The organism is Nitrobacter sp. 62-23, assembly GCF_001897285.1.
In the GTDB taxonomy this organism is placed as follows: domain Bacteria; phylum Pseudomonadota; class Alphaproteobacteria; order Rhizobiales; family Xanthobacteraceae; genus Nitrobacter.
Genome location: NZ_MKSM01000129.1, coordinates 1 through 24,651 on the forward strand (window position 1 = coordinate 1; position 24,651 = coordinate 24,651).

At 63.2% G+C, this 24,651-nt stretch carries 18 protein-coding genes and 2 tRNA genes; 10 read left to right on the forward strand and 10 right to left on the reverse strand.

Annotated elements, in window-relative coordinates:
• The coding region (locus BGO16_RS15210; protein ID WP_292619752.1) for an AtpZ/AtpI family protein at window positions 1-307 on the reverse strand (307 nt) is incomplete at its 3' end.
• A 604-nt stretch (window positions 308-911) separates the two neighbouring features.
• Here BGO16_RS15210 and BGO16_RS15215 point away from each other — a divergent pair.
• Window positions 912-1,466 carry a hypothetical protein gene (locus tag BGO16_RS15215; protein WP_292619754.1) on the forward strand — a complete coding sequence of 185 codons (555 nt, stop codon included), beginning with the start codon at window positions 912-914 and terminating at the stop codon, window positions 1,464-1,466.
• Between the two features lie 252 nt (window positions 1,467-1,718).
• Window positions 1,719-2,393, forward strand: coding sequence for a response regulator transcription factor (locus BGO16_RS15220; protein WP_292619755.1), 675 nt, complete (start codon window positions 1,719-1,721; stop codon window positions 2,391-2,393).
• A gap of 93 nt (window positions 2,394-2,486) precedes the next feature.
• Here BGO16_RS15220 and BGO16_RS15225 read toward each other — a convergent pair whose 3' ends face one another.
• Window positions 2,487-5,996: a hybrid sensor histidine kinase/response regulator gene (locus BGO16_RS15225; RefSeq protein ID WP_292619758.1), complete on the reverse strand. Its 3,510-nt coding sequence runs from the start codon at window positions 5,994-5,996 to the stop codon at window positions 2,487-2,489.
• Between the two features lie 700 nt (window positions 5,997-6,696).
• On the opposite strand from BGO16_RS15225, the gene BGO16_RS15230 reads away from it, so the two are divergent.
• A complete protein-coding gene (locus BGO16_RS15230; protein WP_292619760.1) occupies window positions 6,697-7,347 on the forward strand; it encodes a response regulator in 651 nt (216 codons plus the stop codon).
• A gap of 120 nt (window positions 7,348-7,467) precedes the next feature.
• On the opposite strand, the gene hemA is transcribed toward BGO16_RS15230, so the two are convergent.
• The 4 genes from hemA to BGO16_RS15250 form a co-directional block, all read right to left on the reverse strand.
• Entirely contained in the window at window positions 7,468-8,697 is a 1,230-nt protein-coding gene (hemA, locus tag BGO16_RS15235; protein WP_292619762.1) for a 5-aminolevulinate synthase, read from the reverse strand.
• 172 nt (window positions 8,698-8,869) lie between these two features.
• The gene (bioB, locus tag BGO16_RS15240) at window positions 8,870-9,931 is read right to left on the reverse strand and encodes a biotin synthase BioB (RefSeq protein WP_292619764.1); all 1,062 of its coding nucleotides are present in this window, start codon (window positions 9,929-9,931) and stop codon (window positions 8,870-8,872) included.
• A gap of 314 nt (window positions 9,932-10,245) precedes the next feature.
• On the reverse strand, window positions 10,246-10,938 hold the full coding sequence (locus BGO16_RS15245; RefSeq protein WP_292619766.1) for an outer membrane beta-barrel protein: 693 nt from the start codon (window positions 10,936-10,938) through the stop codon (window positions 10,246-10,248).
• Between the two features lie 297 nt (window positions 10,939-11,235).
• A tRNA-Thr gene (locus tag BGO16_RS15250) sits at window positions 11,236-11,310 on the reverse strand.
• A gap of 232 nt (window positions 11,311-11,542) precedes the next feature.
• On the opposite strand from BGO16_RS15250, the gene BGO16_RS15255 reads away from it, so the two are divergent.
• The 6 genes from BGO16_RS15255 to BGO16_RS15280 all read left to right on the forward strand — a co-directional run bounded on the left by BGO16_RS15255 (window position 11,543) and on the right by BGO16_RS15280 (window position 16,829).
• The gene (locus BGO16_RS15255; protein WP_292619768.1) at window positions 11,543-11,716 is read left to right on the forward strand and encodes a hypothetical protein; all 174 of its coding nucleotides are present in this window, start codon (window positions 11,543-11,545) and stop codon (window positions 11,714-11,716) included.
• Window positions 11,717-11,893: 177 nt separating this feature from the next.
• A complete protein-coding gene (murA, locus tag BGO16_RS15260) occupies window positions 11,894-13,183 on the forward strand; it encodes a UDP-N-acetylglucosamine 1-carboxyvinyltransferase (RefSeq protein ID WP_292619770.1) in 1,290 nt (429 codons plus the stop codon).
• Window positions 13,184-13,332: 149 nt separating this feature from the next.
• Window positions 13,333-14,622, forward strand: coding sequence for a histidinol dehydrogenase (gene hisD, locus BGO16_RS15265; protein ID WP_292619772.1), 1,290 nt, complete (start codon window positions 13,333-13,335; stop codon window positions 14,620-14,622).
• A gap of 208 nt (window positions 14,623-14,830) precedes the next feature.
• Window positions 14,831-15,325, forward strand: coding sequence for a UPF0262 family protein (locus BGO16_RS15270; protein ID WP_292619774.1), 495 nt, complete (start codon window positions 14,831-14,833; stop codon window positions 15,323-15,325).
• Window positions 15,326-15,418: 93 nt separating this feature from the next.
• On the forward strand, window positions 15,419-15,886 hold the full coding sequence (locus BGO16_RS15275) for a low molecular weight phosphatase family protein (protein WP_292619776.1): 468 nt from the start codon (window positions 15,419-15,421) through the stop codon (window positions 15,884-15,886).
• Between the two features lie 136 nt (window positions 15,887-16,022).
• Window positions 16,023-16,829, forward strand: a complete 807-nt coding sequence (locus BGO16_RS15280) for an undecaprenyl-diphosphate phosphatase (protein WP_292619778.1) — start codon at window positions 16,023-16,025, stop codon at window positions 16,827-16,829.
• A 139-nt stretch (window positions 16,830-16,968) separates the two neighbouring features.
• On the opposite strand, the gene BGO16_RS15285 is transcribed toward BGO16_RS15280, so the two are convergent.
• Window positions 16,969-17,934, reverse strand: coding sequence for a complex I NDUFA9 subunit family protein (locus BGO16_RS15285; protein WP_292619780.1), 966 nt, complete (start codon window positions 17,932-17,934; stop codon window positions 16,969-16,971).
• A 239-nt stretch (window positions 17,935-18,173) separates the two neighbouring features.
• Between BGO16_RS15285 and BGO16_RS15290 the strand changes: the two genes are divergently transcribed.
• Window positions 18,174-18,260 (forward strand) — tRNA-Leu (locus tag BGO16_RS15290).
• Window positions 18,261-18,695: 435 nt separating this feature from the next.
• Here the strand turns inward: BGO16_RS15290 and BGO16_RS15295 are convergent.
• The 3 genes from BGO16_RS15295 to BGO16_RS15305 all read right to left on the reverse strand — a co-directional run bounded on the left by BGO16_RS15295 (window position 18,696) and on the right by BGO16_RS15305 (window position 24,622).
• Window positions 18,696-19,151 (reverse strand): hypothetical protein, encoded by a 456-nt coding sequence (locus tag BGO16_RS15295; protein ID WP_292619782.1) that lies wholly within the window; start codon window positions 19,149-19,151, stop codon window positions 18,696-18,698.
• Between the two features lie 283 nt (window positions 19,152-19,434).
• On the reverse strand, window positions 19,435-21,627 hold the full coding sequence (locus BGO16_RS15300) for a PBP1A family penicillin-binding protein (RefSeq protein WP_292619848.1): 2,193 nt from the start codon (window positions 21,625-21,627) through the stop codon (window positions 19,435-19,437).
• A gap of 205 nt (window positions 21,628-21,832) precedes the next feature.
• A complete protein-coding gene (locus BGO16_RS15305) occupies window positions 21,833-24,622 on the reverse strand; it encodes a [protein-PII] uridylyltransferase (protein ID WP_292619784.1) in 2,790 nt (929 codons plus the stop codon).
• Between the last annotated feature and the right edge of the window lie 29 nt (window positions 24,623-24,651).

Consider the following 24,651-nt stretch of genomic DNA (forward strand, 5'->3'; position numbering starts at 1 on the left):
AAAACACGATCAGCCCCCAGGGCGAGGTCGACAGCAAGCGGTCGAATCCCCAGCCGATCACCGCTCCGACGGCAACGCCCGCGATCAACTCGGAGGACAGGCGGAAACCACGCGCCATCGCCGAGGCTCTGGCGGCTCCGTTTCCGCTTCCATCTCCGGATTGGTCAGTCTCGTTCTTGGAGGCGCCCCGAAGTCGGGACAGCCGCTGATCGAGATTTCCGAGCCTTGCGGAAAGCGCAGCTTCGTCGGGAGCCGAATGCTCGCGATCTCCATTCTCGCTACTGTTTTTGTCCGTGCCGTCAGCCATGCTCTCGACACCCGACACCAACGCCCGCGATCTCAGGAAATAACGCCCGTTACCCTCAAAAGCCGCGCGGACCATACTGACGGCCACAGGTCAAGTCAAGATTATGCCGCAACTGCCTATATCGTTGAATTAACTGATTTTATTCCGGAAAATCGAACCGGCTGCGCCCAGTTGCCGCGCTGCGAAAGCGGACTCTTGCGGCGCGCAGACCCTCATGGGTTCCCGCTTCTGCCATGATGCCGGGACGTCGAGGGCAGGGCATCCTGGGAATCGTGCAAGGCGGCAGTTGGCCAGACTCGCGCTTTTCTCCACCTCGACGCATCTGGGCCGGGGCCGGAGTTGCTCTATAAGATACTGGAATGTATGCGAAAATTCTATAAATCGCGGTCTCGCTCAGGGAGCCCCGATGTTGTCGGCGGCGTAACGTCCGGTGCCAGCGGTCGCGCGGTCCGCCTTCCGGGCCGCCAGCCATGGTTTGCGGCGCAAGGGGTCCGAATCGCATTTGGCTGGTTGCGTTGAAATCGGACAAGTGGCGCAATAGCTCGAGAATGTCTCGACGCGCTCTGGTCCGCTGGCGGAGCGATCGGCACTGACGGAGCAAAGCATGAGCGCAGTCACGCGGCTTCCCGGATTATTGCGGATTTCTGCGATCGCAGCGACCCTCGCCTGCTTCGCTGCACCGGCGCTGGCGCAAGCGACGCCGGATACGGAGAAGGGTCGCTATACCCTCGCGCCGACGAGCGGCGGCTTCGTCAGGCTGGACACCCAGACCGGCGTAGTCTCGCATTGCGCGGACAGGGGCAACGGCTGGACGTGCGACACCTTGCCGGAACAGCATGGCGCGCTCGACGAGGACATCGGCCGGCTGCGGGCGGAAAACGAGCAACTGAGGGCGCAACTCGCCGCGCGCGACTCTGCCCTCAGTGGCAAGGTTCAGAAGGCGTTGCCCAAAACGGAATCACCGAAGCCGGGCGAGCCCGACGCCGCGGCGCCAAAAGTCGACGGACGGAAATCGGCCGACACCAACCGCAACAGTATCGAGGTTCCATTGCCGAGCGATCGCGACATGGATCGCGTGATGTCGTTCGTCGAGCGCGCCTGGCGGCGGCTGATCGAGATGGCCGCGCGCGTTCAGCGCGATCAGTCCGGCGGAATCTGAATCGTGCGGCCCGCCCGGTATAACGATCCGGCATTGCGCCACGTGCTTCTGACTTTCGCGGCCGCTGATTTCAGGGCCACCCATCGTGGCGGGAGGAACCATGCGAGGCATATCGGGCGTTAACTCGTTAACGCATTCACCGGCATTGCGCCTTGCAAGACAGGTTCGGGCAGGGGACAATCATGATTCCGGGGAGCGCACCCCGGCCTGAGATCGCAGTGAACGTGAACGCCTGGCAAGCCCACGGATTCAATGACCGCATCGGACAGCACCCATATTGTGATCGCCGACGATCATCCCCTGTTCCGGGATGCGTTGCGACAGGCTATTGCGAGCATCATGCCGGCAAAAATCAGCGAAGCCGGCACGTTCGAGGAATTGACGGCACAGCTTGAACGGGAAGCCGACGTCGACCTCATCCTGCTCGATCTGTCGATGCCGGGGATCAGCGGATTTTCCGGACTGATCTATTTGCGCGCCCAGTATGCGGCGATTCCGGTGGTGGTGGTGTCGGCCAGCGACGACGTGACGACGATCCGCCGCTCGATGGATTTCGGCGCCTCCGGCTTCATTCCGAAGCGGCTCGGGATCGAGGCACTGCGCCCGGCGATCCTCAGGGTCATCGAGGGCGATATCTGGGTTCCGCCCGATGTCGATCTCTCCGCCGCCGCCGATCCGGAGATGACGCGCTTGCGCGACCGGCTCGTCACGCTAACCCCGCAGCAGGTGCGCGTGCTGATGATGCTGTCGGAGGGGCTGCTCAACAAACAGATCGCCTACGAGCTCAGCGTGTCGGAGGCGACCATCAAGGCGCACGTCTCCGCCATCCTGCAGAAACTCGGCGTCGAGAGCCGCACCCAGGCGGTGATCGCCGCAGCAAAGATCGCCGGCGATCAGTGGCGTCAGAGTGAACCGTCGGCGGGTTGATAAGAACGCGATGAGGAAAAGTGTGGAGCGGTTTTCCGCCCGCATCCCGCTCCAAATCGAGTCCGCCCGACGCGAGATCAATGAACAGCATCCTTATTCCGCGGCGATCTGCCGGTTTCGCCACTGGCCGATCAGCGCCCGCAGCGATGCCGGCTTCAGCGGCTTGTTGAGGACGGACACCTGTTCGATCTGCGCTGCCTCGCGGACGTGCGGGCTGCGATCGGCCGTGATCAGGATCGCCGGAATGGTCTCGCCGAATTTCCGTCGGATCTCCCGGATCGTCGCGATGCCGTTGCCGCGGTTGAGATGATAGTCGACCAGCAGACCGGTGACGCGTCCGCCGGCCGCTTCGATCGCTTCGATTGCCGCCTCAGACTCGACCGCGGCGATCACGCGCGCATCCCATGATGTCAGCAGCGTCTTCATGCCGTCGAGGATCGCCGGATCGTTTTCGATGCAGACGATCAGGGCTCCGCTCATCGGCGCGTGCGACAGCGGCGTGCTGCTGGTCACCGCGGTGGTATGGGTGGTGTGATTGACGGCCGTGGCGATCGGAACCGTGACGGAGAACACCGAGCCGCCGCTCCGGTTTGAGTCCAGCGCGATCTTGTGATCCAGCACGCGCGCCAGCCGCTGGACGATCGACAGCCCGAGCCCGAGGCCCCGCGCAATGCGCGCTCCCTGTTCGAGCCGATGAAATTCCTTGAATATCTCGCCGCGTTTGCGGATCGGGATTCCGACGCCGGTGTCGTAGACATGGATGCGTAGCGTTTCGTCATGGCGAAGGCATCCGATCAGCACGCGACCATGCGGTGTGTATTTGATGGCGTTCGAGATCAGGTTTTGCAGCAGCCGCCGCAGCAGCAGCCGGTCGGACGCGATCGGCAGCGAACACGGCACGAATGTCAGCCGCACCTGTTTCGCCCGCGCGATCGGAGCGAACTCGATTTCGAGCGAGCGCATCAGGTCGCCAACCCGGAAACTCGTGACCGATGTCGTGATGGCGCCGGCGTCAAGCCGGGAGATGTCGAGCAGCGCGCCCAAGATTTCCTCGATGGCTTCCAGTGAATCGTCGATGTTCTGAACGAGCCTGGAATCCTCACCTCCGCTCTGCCGCTCCACCAGGCTCGTGACATAGAGCCGTGCGGCGTTGAGCGGTTGCAGGATGTCGTGGCCGGCCGCCGCCAGGAACCGGGTTTTGGAGTTGTTGGCGTCCTCTGCATTGCTCTTGGCGCGCGCGAGTTCGGAGTTCAGCCGGGTCAGTTCCTCGGTGCGGTCGCGCACGCGCTTTTCCAGCGTGGCGTTGGCGCGCTCCAGCGCCTCGGCGGCCTCGAAACTCGGGGTCACGTCGGAGAAGGTAATCACCAGGCCGCCGTCCGGCATCCGGTTGGCGCGAACCTCGATCACGATGTTGCGGTCGGGGAGCCGCTCCAGATACGGCTGACCTTCGGTCGTGTATGCGTTCAGCCGGGTCCGCTTTGCCGCCTCGCGGTTGACCGATGGGCGATCGATGGTGCCGAGAAAGTCAAGAATCTCGGTCAGCGGAATTCCGATCTGAACGATTTGCGGCGGCAGTCCGAGAATATTTCCGAATTGCCGGTTCGAACAGATGAGGTGCAAATCGGGATTGAACACCGCGATTCCCTGCCGCACGTGGTTCAGCGCGGTCTGCAGCATCTCGCGGTTGAAGTGGAGCGCCGCATGTGCGTCGTCGAGCAGCTTCAAGGCCGCCTTCGCCGACACCGTGCGGCGCCGGAGCAACTGCGACATCACCAGCCGCGACGACGCCGCGCCGATCGACGACGCGATCAGGTATTCGGCGTGCTGCAGCAATTCGAAAGCGGCCGGCGCTGCCGGATCGAGGCTGAGGCGCCGCATGGCGGCGAACTCCTCGAAGGATTGCAGCGCACGGTCGGGACCGAGGTACTGGGCCACGGCGTCGAAAATGTCCTGCACCGTCACCGTCGAACGCCAGCGCCTAAACGGGGGCGACAACGGCGCAGCGTTGGGTGCGAAGATTTCCGCCTGCAACCGCTCGATCGAGGAGGGTCGCCGCGTCAGCGACAGCGCGACATAGGTCAGGATATTCAGCGACAGACTCCACAGCACGCCGTGCATGAGCGGCGGCAGGTTGACGCCGAACAGCGCCTGCGGCTTGAGTTCGGCGATGCCGAACGGACCGTGTTGCAGCAGCGTCATGCCGCCGGCGCTGCCGTCGAGAAAACTCGGGAGAAACAGCGTGTAGGCCCAGACCGCGAAACCGGCGAGCATGCCGCCCATCGCGCCGCGCGCCGTCGCACGCCGCCAGACCAGGCCGCCGAGGAACGCCGGCGCGAGTTGGGCGATGGCGGCGAATGACAACAGTCCGATCGCGGCGAGCTGTGCGCTGCCGAGCGCGCGATAGTAGAAATACGCCATGATCATGATGGCGAAGATCGCCAGACGGCGGGTCCTCAGCAGGAAGTTGCCGAAGTCCCTGCGGCCGCCGCGCGACGCCGGACGGCGCTGCAGCACCAATGGCACCACGATGTCGTTGGACACCATGATCGCCAGCGCCACGCATTCGACGATCACCATCGCGGTTCCCGCCGAAAGCCCTCCGATGAACACTGCAATGCTGAGCAGTCTGGACTGACCCTCGATCGGCAGCGCCAGCACGTACATGTCGCTGTCGATAATGCCGAACGGAAACGTGACGAGTCCGGCGATCGCGATCGGGACGACGAAGATGTTGATGGCGACGAGATAGAGCGGAAACAGCCAGCGCGCCCGGCTGACTTCGGCGTCGCGGGAGTTCTCCACCACGCTGACATGGAATTGCCGGGGCAGCAGCATGATCGCCAGAAACGACAGCAGCGTCATGGTCAGGAAGTTGCCGATCGACGGGGTATGCTCGATGGCGCGCACCGCCTCCGGGGATTTCATCGCGGCCTCGATCAGTTCGCCGGGACTGAACATCCAGAACGTAACGAAGGCGCCGACGGCGAGGAACGCCACCAGCTTGACAATGGACTCGGTCGCGATCGCCAGCATCAGGCCGTGTTGATGCTCGGTCGCATCGGTCTGACGGGTTCCGAACAGAACCGCGAACAGGGCCAGCGCGATCGTCACCACCAGGGCGATGTCGCTGATCACTGGAATTCTGGCGATCGCCTGATCATCGATCAGGATGGTTCCCAGCGAGGAGGCCACCGCCTTGAGTTGAAGCGAGATATAGGGAATCGAGCCGATCATCGCGATGACGGCGACGGTTGCCGCCACCGCCTGGCTCTTGCCGTAGCGCGCGGCGATAAAGTCGGCGACCGAGGTGATGTTCTGCGATTTCGCCAACTGGATGATCCGCCGCAAGAGCGGCGTGCAAAATGCGATCAACAGGACCGGACCGACGTAGATCGCAAGAAACTCAAGGCCGGTTCGGGTCGCGAGCCCGACCGAGCCGAAGAACGTCCACGATGTGCAGTACACCGCAAGCGACAGGGGATAGATCAGCGGACCGGTGCGGCTGTGGGTAAACTTGGGGGCCCGGTCGCCATAGCTCGCGACCAGGAAAAGGAAGCCGATGTAGCCGATGGCGGCGGCGATCACGCCCCAGTCGTGCAGCATTGCGGCTGGCTCCTCTGGCAGGCGCTGCCTAGTGGTGCGATTCTAACATCTGCATCCCGTTGCAGAAGACATTTCTGCAAATGTTAGAATCAAAAGAACCACCAGCAAGTACAGGTTTCCAGTGGAGTTTCAGGTTTGACATGCGCTTCTCACGTTCGCTGCCAACGGGGTCGCGAATGTCCGATCCACGCCACCGGGACCTTGCTCGACATCGAGCGGCCCAATTCTAACACATGAGCCGCCTGCAAATGCTGGAATCGGGCGGCCGGCGCCTCGCACCTGCGTCCTGGCGTCATCCACTGTTCTACCGAGACGGTGAAAGACTCCAGCTTCTTGCTTTGACGCGTTTTCCTCCGCGAACCCGTATCCATTTCCCAATCGAGCCCAAGGACACCTTCGCCCGAAATCGCGGCCGAGGTCATGATTTGCATACCGGAACGAATCAGTTATACACGTATAAGTTGTATTAATTATCTACTCTAGCGTTTCGAGTGAAGCCAGGGCCGGTCCACGCGAAAAAAGCGTGTCGCGCCAAATCAGCGAGCCGCTTCGTTCTGGGAAGCGGAAAGACGTCGGAGCGGGATGAGAAGTGCGGAGCCATTCCGCCTGCATGCCGCTCTTAAATGCAGGAATCGATCATAGTGGTGATTTCGGATCGGTCCGATCCAAGGTCATCCGTGATCCAGCGAGGGGGCCGCCGATGGGCCAGCTTCTGTCCTTCGTTCCGGAAGTCCCGGTTTTCATTATCGACGACGATCCGTCGGTGCGCGAAGCACTGGCGCTCCTTTTGAAGATCGAGGGTTATGCCGCTCAATGCTTTGGCGATGGAGCTTCGTTTTTCGAGGCGGTTCAGAGCGTGTCGCCAGGCTGCGTGATTCTCGACCTGCATCTTCCCGGCGAAACCGGGTTCGATATCCTGCGCAAGCTGTCCGCTCAGCGGTTCGCCGCGCCGATCCTGGTGATCTCCGGCGCGGCCGACGTAGCAACCGCGGTCGACGCCATGAAACATGGCGCGCTCGATTTCCTGGAGAAGCCGTTTTCCTCGGATATAATCGTCGAGCGGGTTCGCGCTGCGGTGAAGGTGTGGCGCGAGGCGCTTGGCGGCGAGATCGACGGGCTCGCCAACTTTCCCGGCCGCGATCTGCTGACCTGCCGGGAGCGCGAGGTCCTGTCCCAGGTAGCGAGGGGCGCCTCGAACAAGGAAGCGGGACGCAGACTCGGCATCAGTCCGCGTACGGTCGAGGTTCATCGCGCACGGATCATGGGCAAGCTCGGCGCAAAAAACACTGCGGATCTGATCCGGATCGTGTTGTCAGAGTCGAGCGCGCGGAGGCGGCTCTCCGCTTCATAAAGCGATTTGTGTTGAAGCGCGCTGATCCGCCCTGGTCGGGCTCGCTGTTCGACAAACGGCGGACGCTTCGCTCCGATCTACGGCTATCTCGGTTCTTTTTTGCTGCGCTAGCGCAGATCGCTACTCGGCCGCGAGCGATTTCGCCTGTAACGGCAGGCCTAGTTTCTCCCAGACCTGCACCAGGGCTTCGGCCAACTGATCGATCAACGCGTCCTCGTGATAGGGCGACGGCGTGATCCGCAGCCGCTCCATTCCCTTCGGAACGGTCGGATAGTTGATCGGCTGGATATAGATGCCGTGATCATGCAGCAGCATGTCGGAGGCCTGCTTGCAACGCTCCGGGTCGCTGACCAGGACCGGAACGATGTGAGTCGAGGTCACCATCACCGGCAGGCCGGCCGCGATCAGGCTCGCCTTGGTGCGCGCCGCGCGCTCCTGATGGCGTTCGCGCTCCCAGCTCGATGACTTGAGGTGCCGGATCGCTGCGGTCGCGGCCGAGCAGATCGCGGGCGGCAGTGAGGTGGTGAAGATAAATCCCGGCGCATAGGAACGCACGGCATCGATGATTTCGGATTTGCCGGCGATATAGCCGCCGAGGCAGCCGAACGACTTGGCGAGCGTGCCTTCAAGGACATCGATCCGATGCATGACGCCGTCGCGCTCCGCGATGCCGGCGCCGCGCGGCCCATACATGCCGACCGCGTGCACCTCGTCGACATAGGTCATGGCGCCGTAGCGTTCGGCGAGATCGCAGATCTTCGAAAGCGGCCCGATATCGCCGTCCATGGAATAAAGGCTCTCGCAAACGATCAGCTTTGGACGGTCGGGGTCGGCTGCGCGCAGCAGTTCTTCAAGATGAACGACGTCGTTGTGGCGGAATACGGCCCGCTCGCAGCCCGACTGCCGGATGCCCTCGATCATGGAATTGTGGTTGAGCGCGTCGGACAGGATCAGACAGCTCGGAATGAGTTTCGCAAGCGTGGAAATGCCGGTCTGGTTCGAGACATAGCCGGAGGTGAACACCAGCGCCGCTGGCTTGCCGTGCAGATCCGCAAGTTCCTGCTCGAGCTGGACCAGCGGATGGTGGGTCCCGGCGATGTTGCGGGTGCCGCCTGCGCCGGTGCCGACGCGGGTCGCGGTTTCGACCATGGCGCCGACCACCTTCGGGTGTTGACCCATGCCGAGATAATCGTTGGAACACCAGATGACGACGTTGCGCGGCCCAGCGGAGGTGTGCAACGTGGCGTGGGGGAACCGGCCGGCTACACGCTCAAGATCAGCGAAAACACGGTAGCGCCGCTCGTTATGAAGGCGATCCAGCGCGTTACTGAAGAACTTGCTATAATCCATGACTACATCCGGAAAAAAGCCCGGGACGCCGGACCGATCAAGTCTTTTTAGAGCCTTTCCAGCCGGGCTGTCGAGCCGGAATTCGCCAATACGGCGGTTTGAGGGTTAAAAATCGCCGTTCATTTGCTTCAGCGCAAATCAATCGCGGTCGCCGGCCCGCTGCGGACGCGTATCAGACCGGTCCGGCCCGGACGTCGCTTCCGGAAGGAGATCGCTGCCGGGGGGCGGACGCCTTCGCGTCATCCAGCCGGGACCTGATGCCGAGGCGATCGAGCAGCGCGGCGTCACGCGCGGTCTGCGGATTTTTCGTGGTCAGCAGAACATCGCCGATGAAAATCGAGTTGGCGCCGGCCAAAAAGCACAGCGCCTGCAATTCGTCGGTCATGTATTGCCGGCCCGCCGACAGCCGGACCACGCTCTTCGGCATCATGATCCGCGCCACCGCGATCATGCGCACCAGCGCGATTGGGTCGGGCCGCACCGCCGTGTCGTTGACGGGGACCGCTTCGACCTCGTTCCACATATTGATGGGGACGCTTTCAGGATGCGCGGGCAGGTTGGCCAGCAGCAGCAGCATGCCGAGGCGGTCGCCGACCTGCTCTCCCATGCCGATGATGCCGCCGCAGCAGACCTTGAGCCCGGCCTCCCGCGCATGGGCGAGCGTGTCGATGCGATCCTGCATCGTGCGCGTGGTGATGATCTTGCCGTAGAATTCGGGCGAGGTGTCGACGTTGTGATTGTAGAAATCGAGTCCCGCCTCATGCAGCCGCCCGGCTTGATGGGGCGTGAGCATGCCCAGCGTCGCACAGGTCTCCAGACCGAGTTCCTTCACGGCGCGGACCATGTCGCAGACCCGGTCGAGATCGCGGTCCTTCGGATTGCGCCACGCCGCCGCCATGCAGAACCGGCTGGCGCCGGCGTCTCTTGCCCGTCGCGCGGTCTCGATGACCGCCTCATGGTCCATCAACTTCGTGGCCTTGACCCCGGAATTGTAATGCGCGCTCTGCGAACAGTAGCCGCAATCCTCCGGACAGCCGCCGGTCTTGATGCTGAGCAGGCTCGCGGTCTCGACGTGATTGGGATCGAAGTTCTGCCGATGAATGGTCTGCGCCCGAAAGATCAGATCCGCGAAAGGGAGATTATAGAGTGTCTCGACCTGGGATCGTGTCCAGTCGCGGCGCGGCTGCAAGCACAGTTCGTCACCGCCGCCGAACGAAACCGATGCCGTATCCATGTCGCCAACCCCGTGTTGCAGCGTTATGCGGGCGACCGGCTTTGAAACGGCCGTCCGCGGCCGCGAAGATACCACGACCCGCCGCGAATTCGAATGAGGACATCCTCCTGTTTATGGGAGGCCATCGCATTTATGAAGTGGTGGCTTGATCCGGATCATCGCGCCGGAGGTCATGCGGGTCGCCTGTCGCGACAATCCCGCATCGCCCACGGGCCTGTCGATGCGAAATGCAGTTTGCGAAATAAATAAAAAGGCCGGCATCACAAATGCCGGCCTTTCTCTCAGGATTCGAAACCGCCAGGGGTCAGGAAAACTCAGTACCCCGGAGCATGCGGAGCGAGCGGAGCGCCCCAGTTGAAGCGATAGTTCAGGCCGACCTTGATGGTATGCTCGTCGTTGCGGAAGCTGCCGACGTAGTGGTTATTGAGGCCATCGAAGAAGTCGTAGTGCACATTCCCGAAATCGTAGTACTGATATTCGATCTTGCCGGACCAGTTCTGGGTGAACAGGTATTCGAGACCGCCGCCGACGGTGTAGCCGTCGCGGCCGCCGTCGCCGGCGAAACCGTTGGTGTAGCGCGAGTCAGCCCAGCCGTAGCCGCCCTTGACGTACAGCATCGCCGGACCCCAGGTGTAGCCGAGCCGGCCGGTCACCGAGCCGAGGCCACGGTTGGCGAACCAGCTTCCGGTGTCGAGGAAGCTGTAATTGGCTTCCAGACCGAAGACCCAGTTGGCTGAGAACTGGGTGTCGTAGCCGGCCTGCACACCGCCCATGAACACGCCGTCGTTGCTGCCATTGTAGGTGAAGCCGGGGGAGTAAAAGTTGTTGTCGCCGCCGAAGGCGCCGCCGACGTGACCACCGATGTAGAACCCGGTCCAGTTGTAGATCGGCGCGGGTTCATAGGCCGGCGCTTTGGTATAGGGCCGGGCAGCAAGATCGGCGGCCTGTGCCGGCACGATTGCGCCAAAACCGATGATTGCCACAGAGGCGAGCAGGATTTTTCTCATTTTATGTTCTCCAGGAAGTCTATATCCGAGCAACCGTTGGTCGGCCCCGTCAGTCGGACCCTAAACGATTCTGGGCAAAAAGCTGTCACCGAGAGGACACACTTGGAAGGTTCCTAACTCCTTGTGGAACCACGTAACTTGGTTGTTTAACAATACCTTGCCCAAATCTGAATCGAGCCTTAACCTGCGGAATCTAGGCGAAAATTGACCGCGGCGGTTCTCGCGGGAAATCTTTTTCTCGCTCGGTCGGAAATCCGGGCCTGTTTTTGCAGGTGCGCTTTGCTTTTCCGAGAAAAATGGTGCTGCCAGACAGGATTGAACTGTCGACCTCTCCATTACCAATGGAGTGCTCTACCACTGAGCTACGGCAGCAAGCCCCAATGCGGGAATCAGCTTGAATAAAGGCCCGCAGGGTGGGCCGATCCTTGCCACAAGGCCGGAAGACGCGCAAGCGGACAAGGCAAGCGGACAAGGAAAGGCGCCGGCGTGCCGGCCGGCAGCCGTCGGTTGCGGCAAGAGCACCGGCGTATATGTTGCGATCGTCATTCCACTGAGGCTGGCGAATCAGACCGGGCATGCCCGGACACGCAAGCCGAGGGACGCCATGAGCGACAAACCGGATACGGATCGCAACGGAGAAGATGCGAGGCGCGAGATGCGGTTGCGCGCTGCGCTGCGCGAAAACCTCAAGCGGCGGAAATTGCAATCCCGCGGCCGCGCCGATCAGGCTGCAGCCGGCAATGCGGACAAATCCGACTCGGAGTGTCAGGGCGATTGACATCGAAGCCCATCGTTTCTCCGGTGGGCGGCGGGGCAAGGTTTGATCAGCTTGCCGCGAAAGCCTGCTTTATCCGAAGCCAATGCGCCTTGAGCCCCCTATATCGCCATAATTTTCCATGTTTTGGAGCGCGGGGCGATTTGCCCTATACTTCATGCATTGAAAACAGGAATCGGCATGGATCGCATTCGCATCGTCGGCGGCAACAAGCTCAACGGCACCATTCCGATTTCGGGCGCGAAGAACGCGGCGCTGCCTTTGATGATCGCGGCGCTTTTGACCGAGGAGACGCTGATCCTCGACAACGTGCCGCGACTCGCCGACGTCGCGCAGTTGCAGCGCATCCTTGGCAATCACGGCGTCGATATCATGTCGGCGGGCAAGCGCCCCGGCGATCACGAATATCAGGGACAGACCCTGCACATTTCGGCCGCCGACATCATCGACACCACGGCGCCGTACGAACTGGTTTCGCGAATGCGGGCGAGTTTCTGGGTGATCGCCCCGCTGCTGGCGCGGATGCATGAGGCCAAGGTGTCGTTGCCGGGCGGTTGCGCCATCGGCACCCGCCCGGTTGACCTCCTGATCGTCGCGCTGGAAAAGCTCGGTGCCGAGATTTCGATCGACGGCGGTTATGTGATCGCGAAGGCGCCCGGCGGCCTGCGGGGAGGCGAGGTGGATTTCCCCAAGGTGACCGTGAGCGGCACCCACGTCGCGCTGATGGCTGCGACGCTGGCCAAGGGCACCACCGTCATCACCAACGCGGCCTGCGAGCCGGAGATCGCCGACGTCGCCGACTGCCTCAATAAAATGGGCGCGCGGGTTTCCGGCGCGGGCACGCCGCGGATCCTCATCGAAGGCGTCGGCAAGCTCGGCGGCGCGCGGCACACCGTGCTGCCCGACCGGATCGAGACCGGCACCTATGCGATGGCGGTGGCGATGACCGGAGGCGAGGTGCTGCTGCGCGGCGCGCGTCCCGAACTGCTGCAATCCGCGCTCGATGTGCTGAGCGAGGCGGGCGCCGTCATCACGCCGAACAACGAAGGTATTCGGGTGGCCCGCAACGGCGCCGGCATCGACCCGGTGACGGTCTCGACCGCCCCGTTTCCTGGCTTCCCCACCGACCTTCAGGCGCAGTTGATGGCGCTGATGACGCGCGCCAAGGGCGCGTCCCGCATCACCGAGACCATCTTCGAGAATCGCTTCATGCACGTGCAGGAGCTGGCGCGATTCGGGGCGCGCATCCATCTCGACGGCGAGACCGCCACCATCGAGGGCATTGGGACGCTGCGCGGCGCGCCGGTGATGGCGACGGACTTGCGCGCCTCGGTGTCGCTGGTGATCGCGGGGCTCGCCGCCGAAGGCGAGACCATGGTCAACCGCGTCTACCATCTCGATCGCGGCTTCGAGCACCTGGAGAGAAAACTTTCGGCGTGCGGCGCCTCGATCGAACGGATCCGGGACTAAAGCGGGGATCATCCCGCGGCATCCGGAGCCGGATTGGAATTTATAGGTTCGTCCGCCGCCACAAAGGGTTGACGGCGATTTAGGGTCGCGCCATTGAGCCCTGTCCTCGTGACGAGCCTTGTTCTTGTTATTTGCCGGAAAACATCCTCATGCCGATCCGCATCGATAGCCGCAGCGCCGACTTTGCCTCGCGCTTCAAGGCGTTTCTCGCAACCAAGCGGGAAGTTTCGGCCGATATCGAAGCCGCCACCCGCGCCATCGTCGAGGACGTCAAGGCGCGGGGCGACGCGGCGCTGATCGAGGCGACGCGCAAGTTCGATCGGCTTTCCGTCGATGCCGACGGCCTGCGCTTTACCGCCGCCGAGATCGACGCCGCTGTAGACGCTTGCGACGCGGCGACGCTCGATGCGCTGAAGCTGGCGCGCGATCGCATTGAAATCTTTCATCGCCGTCAACTGCCGAAGGACGATCGCTTCATCGACGCGCTCGGGGTCGAACTCGGCTCGCGCTGGACCGCGATCGAGGCGGTCGGGCTTTATGTGCCAGGCGGCTCCGCGGCCTATCCGTCGTCGGTGCTGATGAACGCGGTCCCGGCCATGGTCGCCGGCGTCGCCCGCGTTGTCATGGTGGTGCCGTCGCCGGATGGCAGGATCAATCCGCTGGTGCTGGCGGCGGCGCGGCTCGGCGGCGTTTCCGAAATCTATCGCGTCGGCGGCGCGCAGGCCGTCGCCGCTCTTGCCTACGGCACCACGACGATCGCGCCGGTCGCCAAGATCGTGGGACCCGGCAACGCCTATGTCGCGGCCGCCAAGCGCCAGGTATTCGGCAAGGTTGGCATCGACATGATCGCCGGTCCCTCGGAAGTGCTCGTCATCACCGACGCCACCGGCAATGCGAACTGGATCGCAGCCGACCTGCTGGCGCAAGCCGAGCACGATGCCAGCGCGCAATCTATCCTGATCACCGACAGCGCGACACTCGCCGCCGATGTCGAGCGTGCGGTCGAAGCGCAGCTCGCGACGCTGCCGCGGGCGGAGATCGCGCGGGCCTCATGGAACGATTTCGGCGCTGTCATTCTCGTGGAGAACCTCGATCAGGCCGTGACGCTCGCGGACGCCATCGCCGCCGAGCATCTGGAGATCATGACATCAGATCCCGAAGGCCTCGCCGCGCGGATCCGCAATGCCGGTGCGATCTTCATCGGGCCGCATACGCCGGAGGCGATCGGCGATTACGTCGGCGGCTCCAATCACGTGCTGCCGACGGCGCGCTCGGCGCGCTTTTCGTCGGGCCTCGGCGTGCTTGACTTCCTCAAGCGGACGTCGATCCTCAAATGCGGGCCGGACCAGTTGCGGGCGCTGGGGCCGGCGGCGATGACGCTGGGCAAGGCCGAAGGCCTCGACGCTCATGCCCGTTCGGTCGGAGTGCGCCTCAACTAGAGCGTTTTCAAGCGAAGTGGTTGCCGGTTCGCGTAAAGACAGCGTGTCGAAAACACAGAGCCTCGCTTCTGATTCCATCAGGAGCGGAAAGGCTCTTAAGGGAGCGAGTTTGACATTCGCCTCTCGCCGCACCGAGGTTTTAAATTCCAAATTCGCAGAGGAACTTCACCGAAATGGGATGCGAATGTTGGAACTGGACCGCTAAGCAATGAGCAAGTCCCCACCAAAGGAAGATTCCCGGAATCGTATCGTGGCGGTCACGCTTGATGAGGAGTCGATCGGGCGTTCCGGGCCGGATATCGAGCATGAACGAGCAGTGGCAATCTACGATCTCGTGGAAGAGAATCTGTTCGCGCCGGAAGGCGCGGGCGGCGGTCCGTTCACGTTGCACATCGCGATCACCGGCAACCGCCTGATGTTCGACATCCGGCGCGAAGACGGCGCCCCCGTGGTGACGCACCTGTTGTCGCTGACGCCGTTCCGGCGGATCGTGAAGGATTACTTCATGATCTGCGACAGCTACTATCAGGCGATCCGGACCGCGACGCCCGACCGGATCGAGGCCCTCGACATGGGTCGCCGCGGCGTCCACGACGAAGGCTCGCGCACGCTGCAGGAGCGGCTGAACGGCAAGGTCCGCGTCGACTTCGAGACCGCGCGGCGGCTGTTCACGTTGATTTCCGTGCTGCACTGGAAGGGTTAGCGATGGTTTTGAACAGGGAGCACCAGCTGTCGTCGCGCGTCATGCGAAACGGTTGCGCGGAAGGCGCGCGCGAAACGAAAGCGGTTTGAGCGCATGGACGCGCCGTCGCGCGTGCACAGGCCGCAGTCGGTTCTGTTCGCCTGCGAACTCAACAGCGTGCGCTCGCCGATGGCGGCGAGCCTGTTGCAGCACATGTTTCCGAGAACCCTGTATGTGCGATCCGCCGGCGTCAGGAAGGGCGAAACGGATCCGTTCGCCGTCGCCGTGATGGCCGAACTCGGCCAGGACATTTCGAAACACCGGCCGATGACGTTCGAGCAGCTCGAGGACTGGGAAGGCCTCAATTTCGATCTCATCATCACGCTGTCGCCGGAGGCTCACCACAAGGCCCTGGAATTGACCCGCACCATCGCCGCCGAGGTCGAATACTGGCCGACGCCGGATCCGACCGCCATCGAGGGCAACCGCGAGCAGCGCATGCAGGCTTACCGCGACGTTTGCGACGGATTGCTCTCGCGCATCCGCAAACGTTTTGCGCGCGGCGGCGGAGCGGGTCTTTGAAGTGATTTGCGGGTGGACGCGGACCGGCCCGCCATGGACGGGCGGATCATGCGCAATTTCGCCATTGCGACGATGCGGCGAATAAGCGAGAAGAGCCTGCCGTCTGGCGTCGAATGCGATTCGGAGCAGTAATTTCATGTTTTCCGATGCGATCAGAGCCGTCATTCTCGGCATCATCGAAGGCGTCACCGAATTCCTGCCGGTGTCATCGACCGGTCATCTGTTGCTGGCGGAACGCTTTTTCGATCTCGGTGCGGGAGATTTCTGGAACACGTTCACGGTGCTGATCCAGCTCGGCGCGATCCTTGCGATTGTCGTTATCTATTTTGCGAAGCTGTGGCGGATCGCGCTCGGCATGTTCACCAATGCCGCGGACCGGCGTTTCGTCATCGGTGTGCTTGCGGCTTTCATGCCGGCCGTGATCGTTGGATTGCTCGCCGGCAGGTACATCAAGGAATTGCTGTTCAATCCGTGGGTGGTGTGTTTTTCGCTGATCGTCGGCGGCGCGGTCCTGATGTGGGTCGATCAACTCGACCACAAACCGCGCGAACACGACGCCACCACCTTTCCGCTGCCGATGTACATCTGGATCGGCATCGCGCAATGCGTGGCGATGATTCCCGGCGTGTCGCGTTCAGGAGCCACCATCGTCTCGGCGATGCTGCTCGGCGCCGACAAGCGCGCCGCGGCTGAGTTTTCGTTCTTCCTCGCGATCCCGACCATGATCGGGGCCTTCGTCTATGATTTCTACAAGAGCCGCGCCGACATGACGACCGAACATCTCGGGATCGTGGCGATCGGATTCGTGGTGTCGTTCATCACCGCGATCGTCGTGGTGAAGGCATTTTTGAGTTACGTCACGCGCAACGGTTTTACCTTCTTCGCGTGGTGGCGGGTGATCGTCGGCACGCTCGGCCTGATCGCGCTGGCGCTGGGATGGTAATTCCTCACCAAACCGTCGTCCCCGCGGATGTGGGGACCCCGTAACCCCCGACGCGAGGGGCAAAAGAGGAAAAGTCTGTCACAAAGCGACGCCATGAAAAAACGACGCCATGAAACGGTGACAGCTCTAGGCGCAGGCCTCACGCTCCCTTCGGCGCGAACTGGCCGGTCTTGCGGAAGCGCCAGAGATATTGCGGCACCACGGCCTCCATCGAGTCCGGCGAGATTCCGAGCCCCTGGAGCGTCAGGCCTGCAGTGGTCGCCGCTTCCGAGACGATGTTGTCGGTCTTGAGCATCGTGACCTGATCCGGCGTCAGTTTCAGCGCGCCCGGCGCGAACTGCAAAAACATCGCCTGGAATCGGGCGGCGATGAATGGCAGCGGCACCAGCATCCGCTCGCGCCCGATGACGCGCAGGACGATCTGCCAGATCTCGCGCATCGTCAGCACCTCCGGACCGCCGAGTTCATACACGGCGCCCGCCTTGGTCCGGCCGTCGACCGCCTCCGCGATCGCGGTTGCGACATCGCCGACATAGACCGGCTGCATCCTGGTCGCGCCGCCGATCAACGGCAGCACCGGCGACATACGCGCGAGGGCGGCAAAGCGATTGGCGAACTGGTCCTCGGCGCCGAATATCACCGATGGCCGCAGGATGGTCGCGGACGGCACTGCCGCCAGCACCGCTTTTTCGCCGGCAGCCTTGGCGCGGGCGTAAGCCGAAGCCGACCTGGCGTCGGCGCCGATCGCCGAGACATGCACCATGCGCGCGCCCATGGCCGCGGCCGCCTTTGCCACCGTCGCAGCGCCCTCGGCCACCACGGCGTCGAAGGTCTGCGCGCCGCTCTTGCTCAGGATGCCGACCAGATTGATCGCTACATGTGAGTCGCGCATCGCGGTACGGACCGACGCCGGATAGCGCAGATTGGCCTGCACGGCATGGATTTGGCCGACCTTGCCGAGTGGCTGAAGGTGTCCGGCCAGTTCGGGGCGCCGGACCCCGACCCGGATACGATAGTCTCGCTTGGCAAGTGCGCGAACCACATGCCGCCCAAGGAAGCCCGAGCCTCCGAAAACCGTGACGAGGGTGTCCGTATTCGATGCCATGGTCTGATCCTCAAGGATGCTGGTATCAGGTCAGAAACAGAGATATTCCGCCGCTCCGCGGCCCGTCAACCGGCGCGATGACCGGAGCCGGAAGGGCTTTTTGACGCGTTTTCTTGACGCGAACCGGTGCCGGGTCAAGCCCGAGGACATGCTTCACCCGAAAACGCGACGGCCGGCTATTCGGATGCCGATTCAGGGATTTGACAAGCGCGCGGCCGATGCCTACTAACCCGGTCCGTGCCCAGGTGGCGGAATTGGTAGACGCGCTGGCTTCAGGTGCCAGTGGCTGCAAGGTCGTGAAGGTTCGAGTCCTTTCCTGGGCACCATCAACTTGTAGAAGCATTTTGTAGAAGCATTGCCTCTCAGGAAATTAAGTCCTGACAGTGAGTTGCGGTTGCCAGACCGAGAAACGACGGTGGGTAGCAGTGCCGTTCGCATGGCGCGGCTGATAAGGACAGCGTCACGTTCGACAACCATTCATGGGCGTTCATGGGAAGTTATGAGCCTTGACCATCTTCCTGTCGTTGGGGAGGAGCTGGGAGTCCGTTTCTGATGAATCAGAAGCGAGCTTTAGGATTTTGATTTAACGCGTTTTATTTATGCGAACAGGCATCCATCGCCCGGGTCAAGCTCGAGGATATGCTTCGCTCGAAAACGCTAGAGCCGAACGGCCTTGAGGCAAGCCAGGGACCACTCGTCAACGGCTGTTGCCCAATGGAGCCTTGGTTCTCGTCTTGCCGTCACGCCGCGCATTGATGTCGTCAGTCTGGTCGCTGATGAGGTCGTTTATCCACGCTGGCGTCTGCTTGGTGGTCTGGAGCTTCTGTCAGGGGAGGAGACCCGCTGTCCTGCGGTGATTGGGGCGCGAAGGTGTATGCGTCTGTTGTTGCGTCCGTAGCGCTGGATGAGGGCTGAGGTGTCGGGCCTGAGGCGTCCGAGAGCACGGTTCGCTTCCTCTTCTGGATTTGCCGCCATAGCACCATCAAGATTGGCAGAAGAAAGGCGAGAAGAAGTCCGAAGACCACGATCCCGAGGAAGATCGCTTTCAGCGCCGAATAGCCCGCCTGTACCACGTACATCAGCGTCTCGAGGAGGAGGAGCACTTCGGTGTACATCAGCGCCGAATAGCCCAGCGCGTACATTATTATTCCCGCCAGAATTGACACAACCACTGCCGCCGCCAGGGAAGGCATCTGCTCCTTGATCTCCGCCAGCATCGTGACCTCCGCTCCCAGTGATACCTTCGGCCGGAATCGTATCGTTGAGGGTTTCGCCCTGCAAGGGCTCGCGTCCGGCGCACCTTTGCACTGACGAATGCTTCATCCGCCTCGCCACCTGTATTGGCAGTCTTGACGTTTCCCGCGCGAAATTCCTTGATGTCCTTGTACCGCAGGCTCAAGCGCGCTGCTCAACCCTGAAGCAAGCACGATGCCGCTTCAATGAGAGCCGGTCTCCACCCCCGCGTCGAGCGAGGACATGTTTCGCTTGAAAACGCTGTCGTTATCGCCCGCCGAACAGCCGATCGACGAGCCAGCCGTCCAGTCCGCTGGCGGCTTCCGGCCGGACGTCGGATCGGCCCGGCTGAGGCCGGCTGCCGAGCGGCGCCGGAGCCGCGGCGGGGACAGGAGCCGGCGGCGCGACGACCTGTCGGCCGAGCTGCGCGATGTCGGGAAGCGGGCTGCGCTGTGTGCCGGGGATCGGCTCGGGCCGCAGGCCCTGATGCGCGGCGCGCATGAAGCGCGTCCAGATCTCCACCGGCAGGCCGCCGCCGGTAGCCTTGCGGGTCGGTGTGTTGTCGTCGTTGCCGAGCCATACCCCGGTCACGAGCTTCGCCGTGTAGCCGACGAACCACGCATCGCGAAAATCCTGGCTGGTGCCGGTCTTGCCGGCGGCGGTCCAGCCGGGAATCTCGGCCTTGCGCGCGGTGCCGCTGATGATCGTCTGCTCCATCATGGTGTTCATCATGGCGACGGCGCGCGGATCGACCACGCGGTCGGGCGCGTCCTGCCCGCGCGCGTAGAGCAGCTTGTTGCCCTCGACGGTGCGGATGCGATCGACGATGTGGGCGTTGGCGGCATATCCGCCGTTGGCGAACGGCGCGTAGGCGCCGACCAGTTCCAGCGGCGACACCTCGGAGGTGCCGAGCGCGATCGAGGCGTTCGACTCCAGTTTCGACGTGATGCCGAGCCGGTGCGCGGTGCGCACCACATTCGCGGCCCCGACCTCCAGTCCGAGCCGGACCGCGACGGTGTTCAATGACATCGCTAGCGCCTGCGTCAGCGTCACCGCGCCGAAATATTCGTGACTGTAGTTCTCCGGCCGCCATCCCTTGACGTCGAGCGGAGCGTCCTGCCGGATCGTCTCGGGCGTCAGTCCGGCCTCGATCGCGGTGAGATACACGAACGGCTTGAATGCGGAGCCGGGCTGGCGCTTCGCCGTCACTGCACGGTTGAACTGACTGTCGGCGTAGTTGCGCCCGCCGACCATGGCGCGCACCGCCCCGTCGGGCGTCATCGCCACCAATGCGCCCTGGCTGACATTGAACTTGACGCTTTTCGCGGCCAGTTCGTCGATCACGGCGGCTTCCGCCGCGCTCTGCAGTTTCGGATCGATGGTGGTTTCGACGACGATGCTTTGGTCGACCTGGCCCACGAGATCGTCCAGCACCTCGCCGACCCAATCGGCGACGTAATTGATCGTGCCGGCGCTGGCCGGCTTCACGGCATAGGACGGGCGGGTTGCGGCGGCCTGCGCCTGTTGTGCGGTGATGAAACGGGCGTCGGCCATGGCTGCGAGCACGATCTTCGCGCGGGCCTCGGCGCCTTCCGGGTTGCGGTCGGGCGCGAGCCGCGACGGCGACTTGACCAGACCGGCCAGCATGGCGGCCTCGGCGAGCGTGACGTCCTTCGCCGGCTTGCCGAAATATTTCTGCGCGGCCGCCTCGACGCCATAAGCGCCGGAGCCGAAATAGACCCGGTTGAGATAAAGTTCGAGAATCTGCGCCTTGGTGTGCTTGCGCTCCAGCCAGAGCGCGAGTTCGACCTCCTGAAGTTTTCGCTCAAGCGTCCGCTCCTGGGTCAGGAACAGGTTCTTGGCGAGTTGCTGAGTCAAGGTCGAACCGCCTTGCGATACGCCCCGGTGCATAATGTTTGCAACGGCCGCTCGCAGGATGCCGATCGGATCAACGCCGTAATGCGAATAGAAGCGGCGGTCCTCGATCGCGATGAAGGCCTTGGGCAGATAGGGCGGCAGGTCCTTGAGCGAGACGTTGCTGCCTGCCATTTCCCCGCGCGTCGCCAGCACGCTGCCGTCCGCGCCGACGATCTGGATGGTCGGCGGGCGTTTCGGAATTTCGAGTGACTGGATCGGCGGCAGATGCGCGCCGACATAGACCACCACGCCGATCACGGCGATGGCCGCCCATAAAGAAAGCACCGCGCCCCAATAGAACACCCGGGACAGACGAGCGCGCCTGCGCTTCTTCGTCCGCCCTTTGCTGTTCCGGTCAGGCGACGGCTTGTGCGAGCCGCCATTCGCACCGGTGGCTTTGCGTGGCGTCGCGCGTTTGGCCGGCGCATCGTCGGCAACTGTGACGCGATCAAGCGGGTTGAGGCGCAGTTCCGCGAGCGACGCAGCAAATCCGCTGAAGACCGGCTCCTTGCGTCCGCCGCGCTTTTTTCGTCCCCATCCCATACGCAACAACGCTCACGCCGATCCCGTCGTACTAGAGTCTTTCACCGTTTCATGGAAACGGTGAAAAACTCTCGATTCTTGATTGACGCGTTTTCTTCACGCGAACCGGATTCCACTTCGCTCGAAAACGCTATAGCGTTCCGGGTTTAAGAGACGGTTACCCGAAAATTAACGCAATATTGAGGGGTTGCGCCCGGCCAGGCTCTCAGACTGCGGGATGTTCCGCCGTATTGCCGGTGGCGAGCAGATGGACCAGCGCGCGCTTGATAGCGGCCTGCCGCGTCGGGGCCGTGATCCGGGCGCCGAGCAGGTCGGTGACGTAGAACACATCGCGCGCGCGCTCGCCGAATGTCGCCACATGGGCCGAGGCGATGTTGAGGTCGAGCTTGGAGATTGCCGCGGTGAGCTGGAACAAGAGGCCGGGGCGGTCCAGCCCCGAAACCTCGATCATGGTGTGGCGGTCCGACCACTGGTTGTTGATGGTGACCTGGGGCTCGACCACGAACGGCCGCAGCCGCTTTCCGCCGGCGCGGCTCGGCACCACGTCAGGCAGCCGCAGCCGGCCCTCCAGCACCTGCTCGATGATCTCGCCGATGCGGGCGACGCGGCGGCCCTCGTCCTCGTCGCGATCGTATTCGCGCGAGATCGCGATGGTGTCGAGCGCCTGCCCGTCGGTGGTCGTATAGATCTGCGCATCGACGATGTTGGCGCCGGCCGAGGCGCATGCGCCGGCAATGATCGACAGCAGCCAGGGATGGTCGACGGCGCGGATCGTCAGCTCGGTGACGCCGCGCGCCTCATCGAAGCCGACATCGATGTTGAGCTTGTGGCCGCTGCCCTCGCTGGCGCGCAGAAAACGGGCGTGCCGGATCTTGTGCGCGAGATCGACCTTGAGCCAGTAGGCCGGGTAATGCCGCGCGATGTAGGCGTCGAGTTCGGGCTCGGGCCATTCGGTGAAAGCGGCGCGGAACTCGGCCTCGGCGGCCGCGATGCGCTCGGCGCGATTGACCTCGGAGAAGCCGCCGGTCAGCACCGGCTCGGTTTCATAATAAAGCGTGCGCAAAAGCTGCGCCTTCCAGCCGTTCCAGACGCCGGGGCCGACGCCGCGGATGTCGGCGGTGGTCAGGATCGTCAAGAGCTTCATCTGCTCGACCGACTGCACCACGGCGGCGAAATTCTCGATGGTCTTGCGGTCGGAGAGGTCGCGCGACTGCGCCACCTTGGACATCACAAGATGCTGTTCGATCAGCCACGCGACCAGCTCGGTGTCGGTGGCGTTGAAGCCGAGGCGCGGACACAGCCGCCGCGCCACCCTGGCGCCCGCGATCGAATGATCCTCGGGTCGGCCTTTCGCGATGTCGTGAAGCAGGGTGGTGATGTAGATGACGGGCCGGTGCTCGGGCCGGATCTTGCGCATCAGCTCGCTGGCGAGCGACAATTCGTCGTTGTTGCCGTGCTCGATGTCCTGGAGGATGCCGATGCAGCGGATCAGATGCTCGTCCACCGTGTAGTGATGGTACATGTTGAACTGCATCATCGCGACGATCTTGCCGAAGGCGGGAATGAAACGACCGAGCACCCCGGTCTCGTTCATCCGGCGCAGCACGGTCTCGGCGTCGCGCGACGTCAGGATATCCATGAACAACCGGTTGGCGTCCGGATTCTCGCGAAGCGGCGCATTGATCAGCCGCCGCGACCGCGTCACGGTCCGTAAGGCGTCGGGATGGAAGGCGAGGTTGTGCTTCTGCGCCAGGCGGAACATGCGGATCAGGTTGACCGGATCATGCTTGAAGACGTCGGGCGCCGCGAGATTGATGCGGTTGTTGTCGATGATGAAGTCGTCGTTGTCCGGAACCCGCCGTAGCTCCGCGCCTGGCGGTCTCGACGTCAGGCGGCTGAGAACCGGCGCCGGCTTGGCCTGCTGGTCCTCGAGCTTGGCGCACAGGATCGCGGTGAGGTCGCCGACATCCTTGGCGGTCAGGAAGTAGTGCTTCATGAAGCGTTCGACATCCTGCATCCCGGGGTGGGATGTGTAGCCGAGCCGCACCGCGATCTCGCGCTGCAGGTCGAACGACAGCCGCTCCTCGGCTCTCCCGGTCGCGAAGTGCAGGTTGCAACGTACCGACCACAGGAAATCGGCGCAGCGGCGGAAGGTCCGGTATTCGCGGGCATCGAACACCCCGCACCCCAGCAATTCGTGGCTGTCGTGGACCCGGTAGACATACTTTGCGATCCAGAACAACGTGTGCAGGTCGCGCAAGCCGCCCTTGCCGTCCTTGACGTTGGGCTCGACCAGGTAGCGCGACTGGCCGGCGCGGCGATGGCGTTCCTCGCGCTCGGCGAGTTTGGCGGTGACGAATTCCGCCGCCGTGCCCTGCATCACTTCCCTGTCGAAACGGGTGACCAGTTCGTCGTAAAGCGCCCGGTCGCCGGTGAGGAACCGGGTTTCCAGAATCCCGGTGCGGATCGTCATATCGCGCCGCGCCTGCCGGATCGATTCGCCGACCGAGCGCGTCGCGTGACCGACGCTCAAGCCCATGTCCCACAGGCAATACAGGATCGCCTCGGCGACCTGTTCCCCCCACGCGGTCTGCTTGTAGGGCAGGATGAACAGCAGATCGAGATCGGACTCCGGCGCCATCAGGCCGCGGCCGTAGCCGCCGGTCGCGACCACCGCCATGCGCTCGCCGTCGGAAGGGATCGGGGAATGGTAGAGGTGGCGCGTCGCGGCCGAAAATGCCAGTCGAATGATCTCGTCCTGAACGAAGCAAAGCCGCTCGGCGCAGTGCCGCCCGTGACGATCGCGCAGGAGTCTTGCCTGCGCCGCATCGAGCACCTTGGCGAATTCGGCCTTCAACAGCCTGGCGACCGCAGAGCGGAAGGCATCCTCGTGTCCGGCGTGTTTTTCGGCCAGCACATCGATGTCGCCGGTGATCCTGGCGGTGTCGAAGCCGTCGGCGGCTGCGGCCGCATCATTTGTCGTCGCAAGGTCCATCGTCTACCCGGATAACGGACGCCACGAGG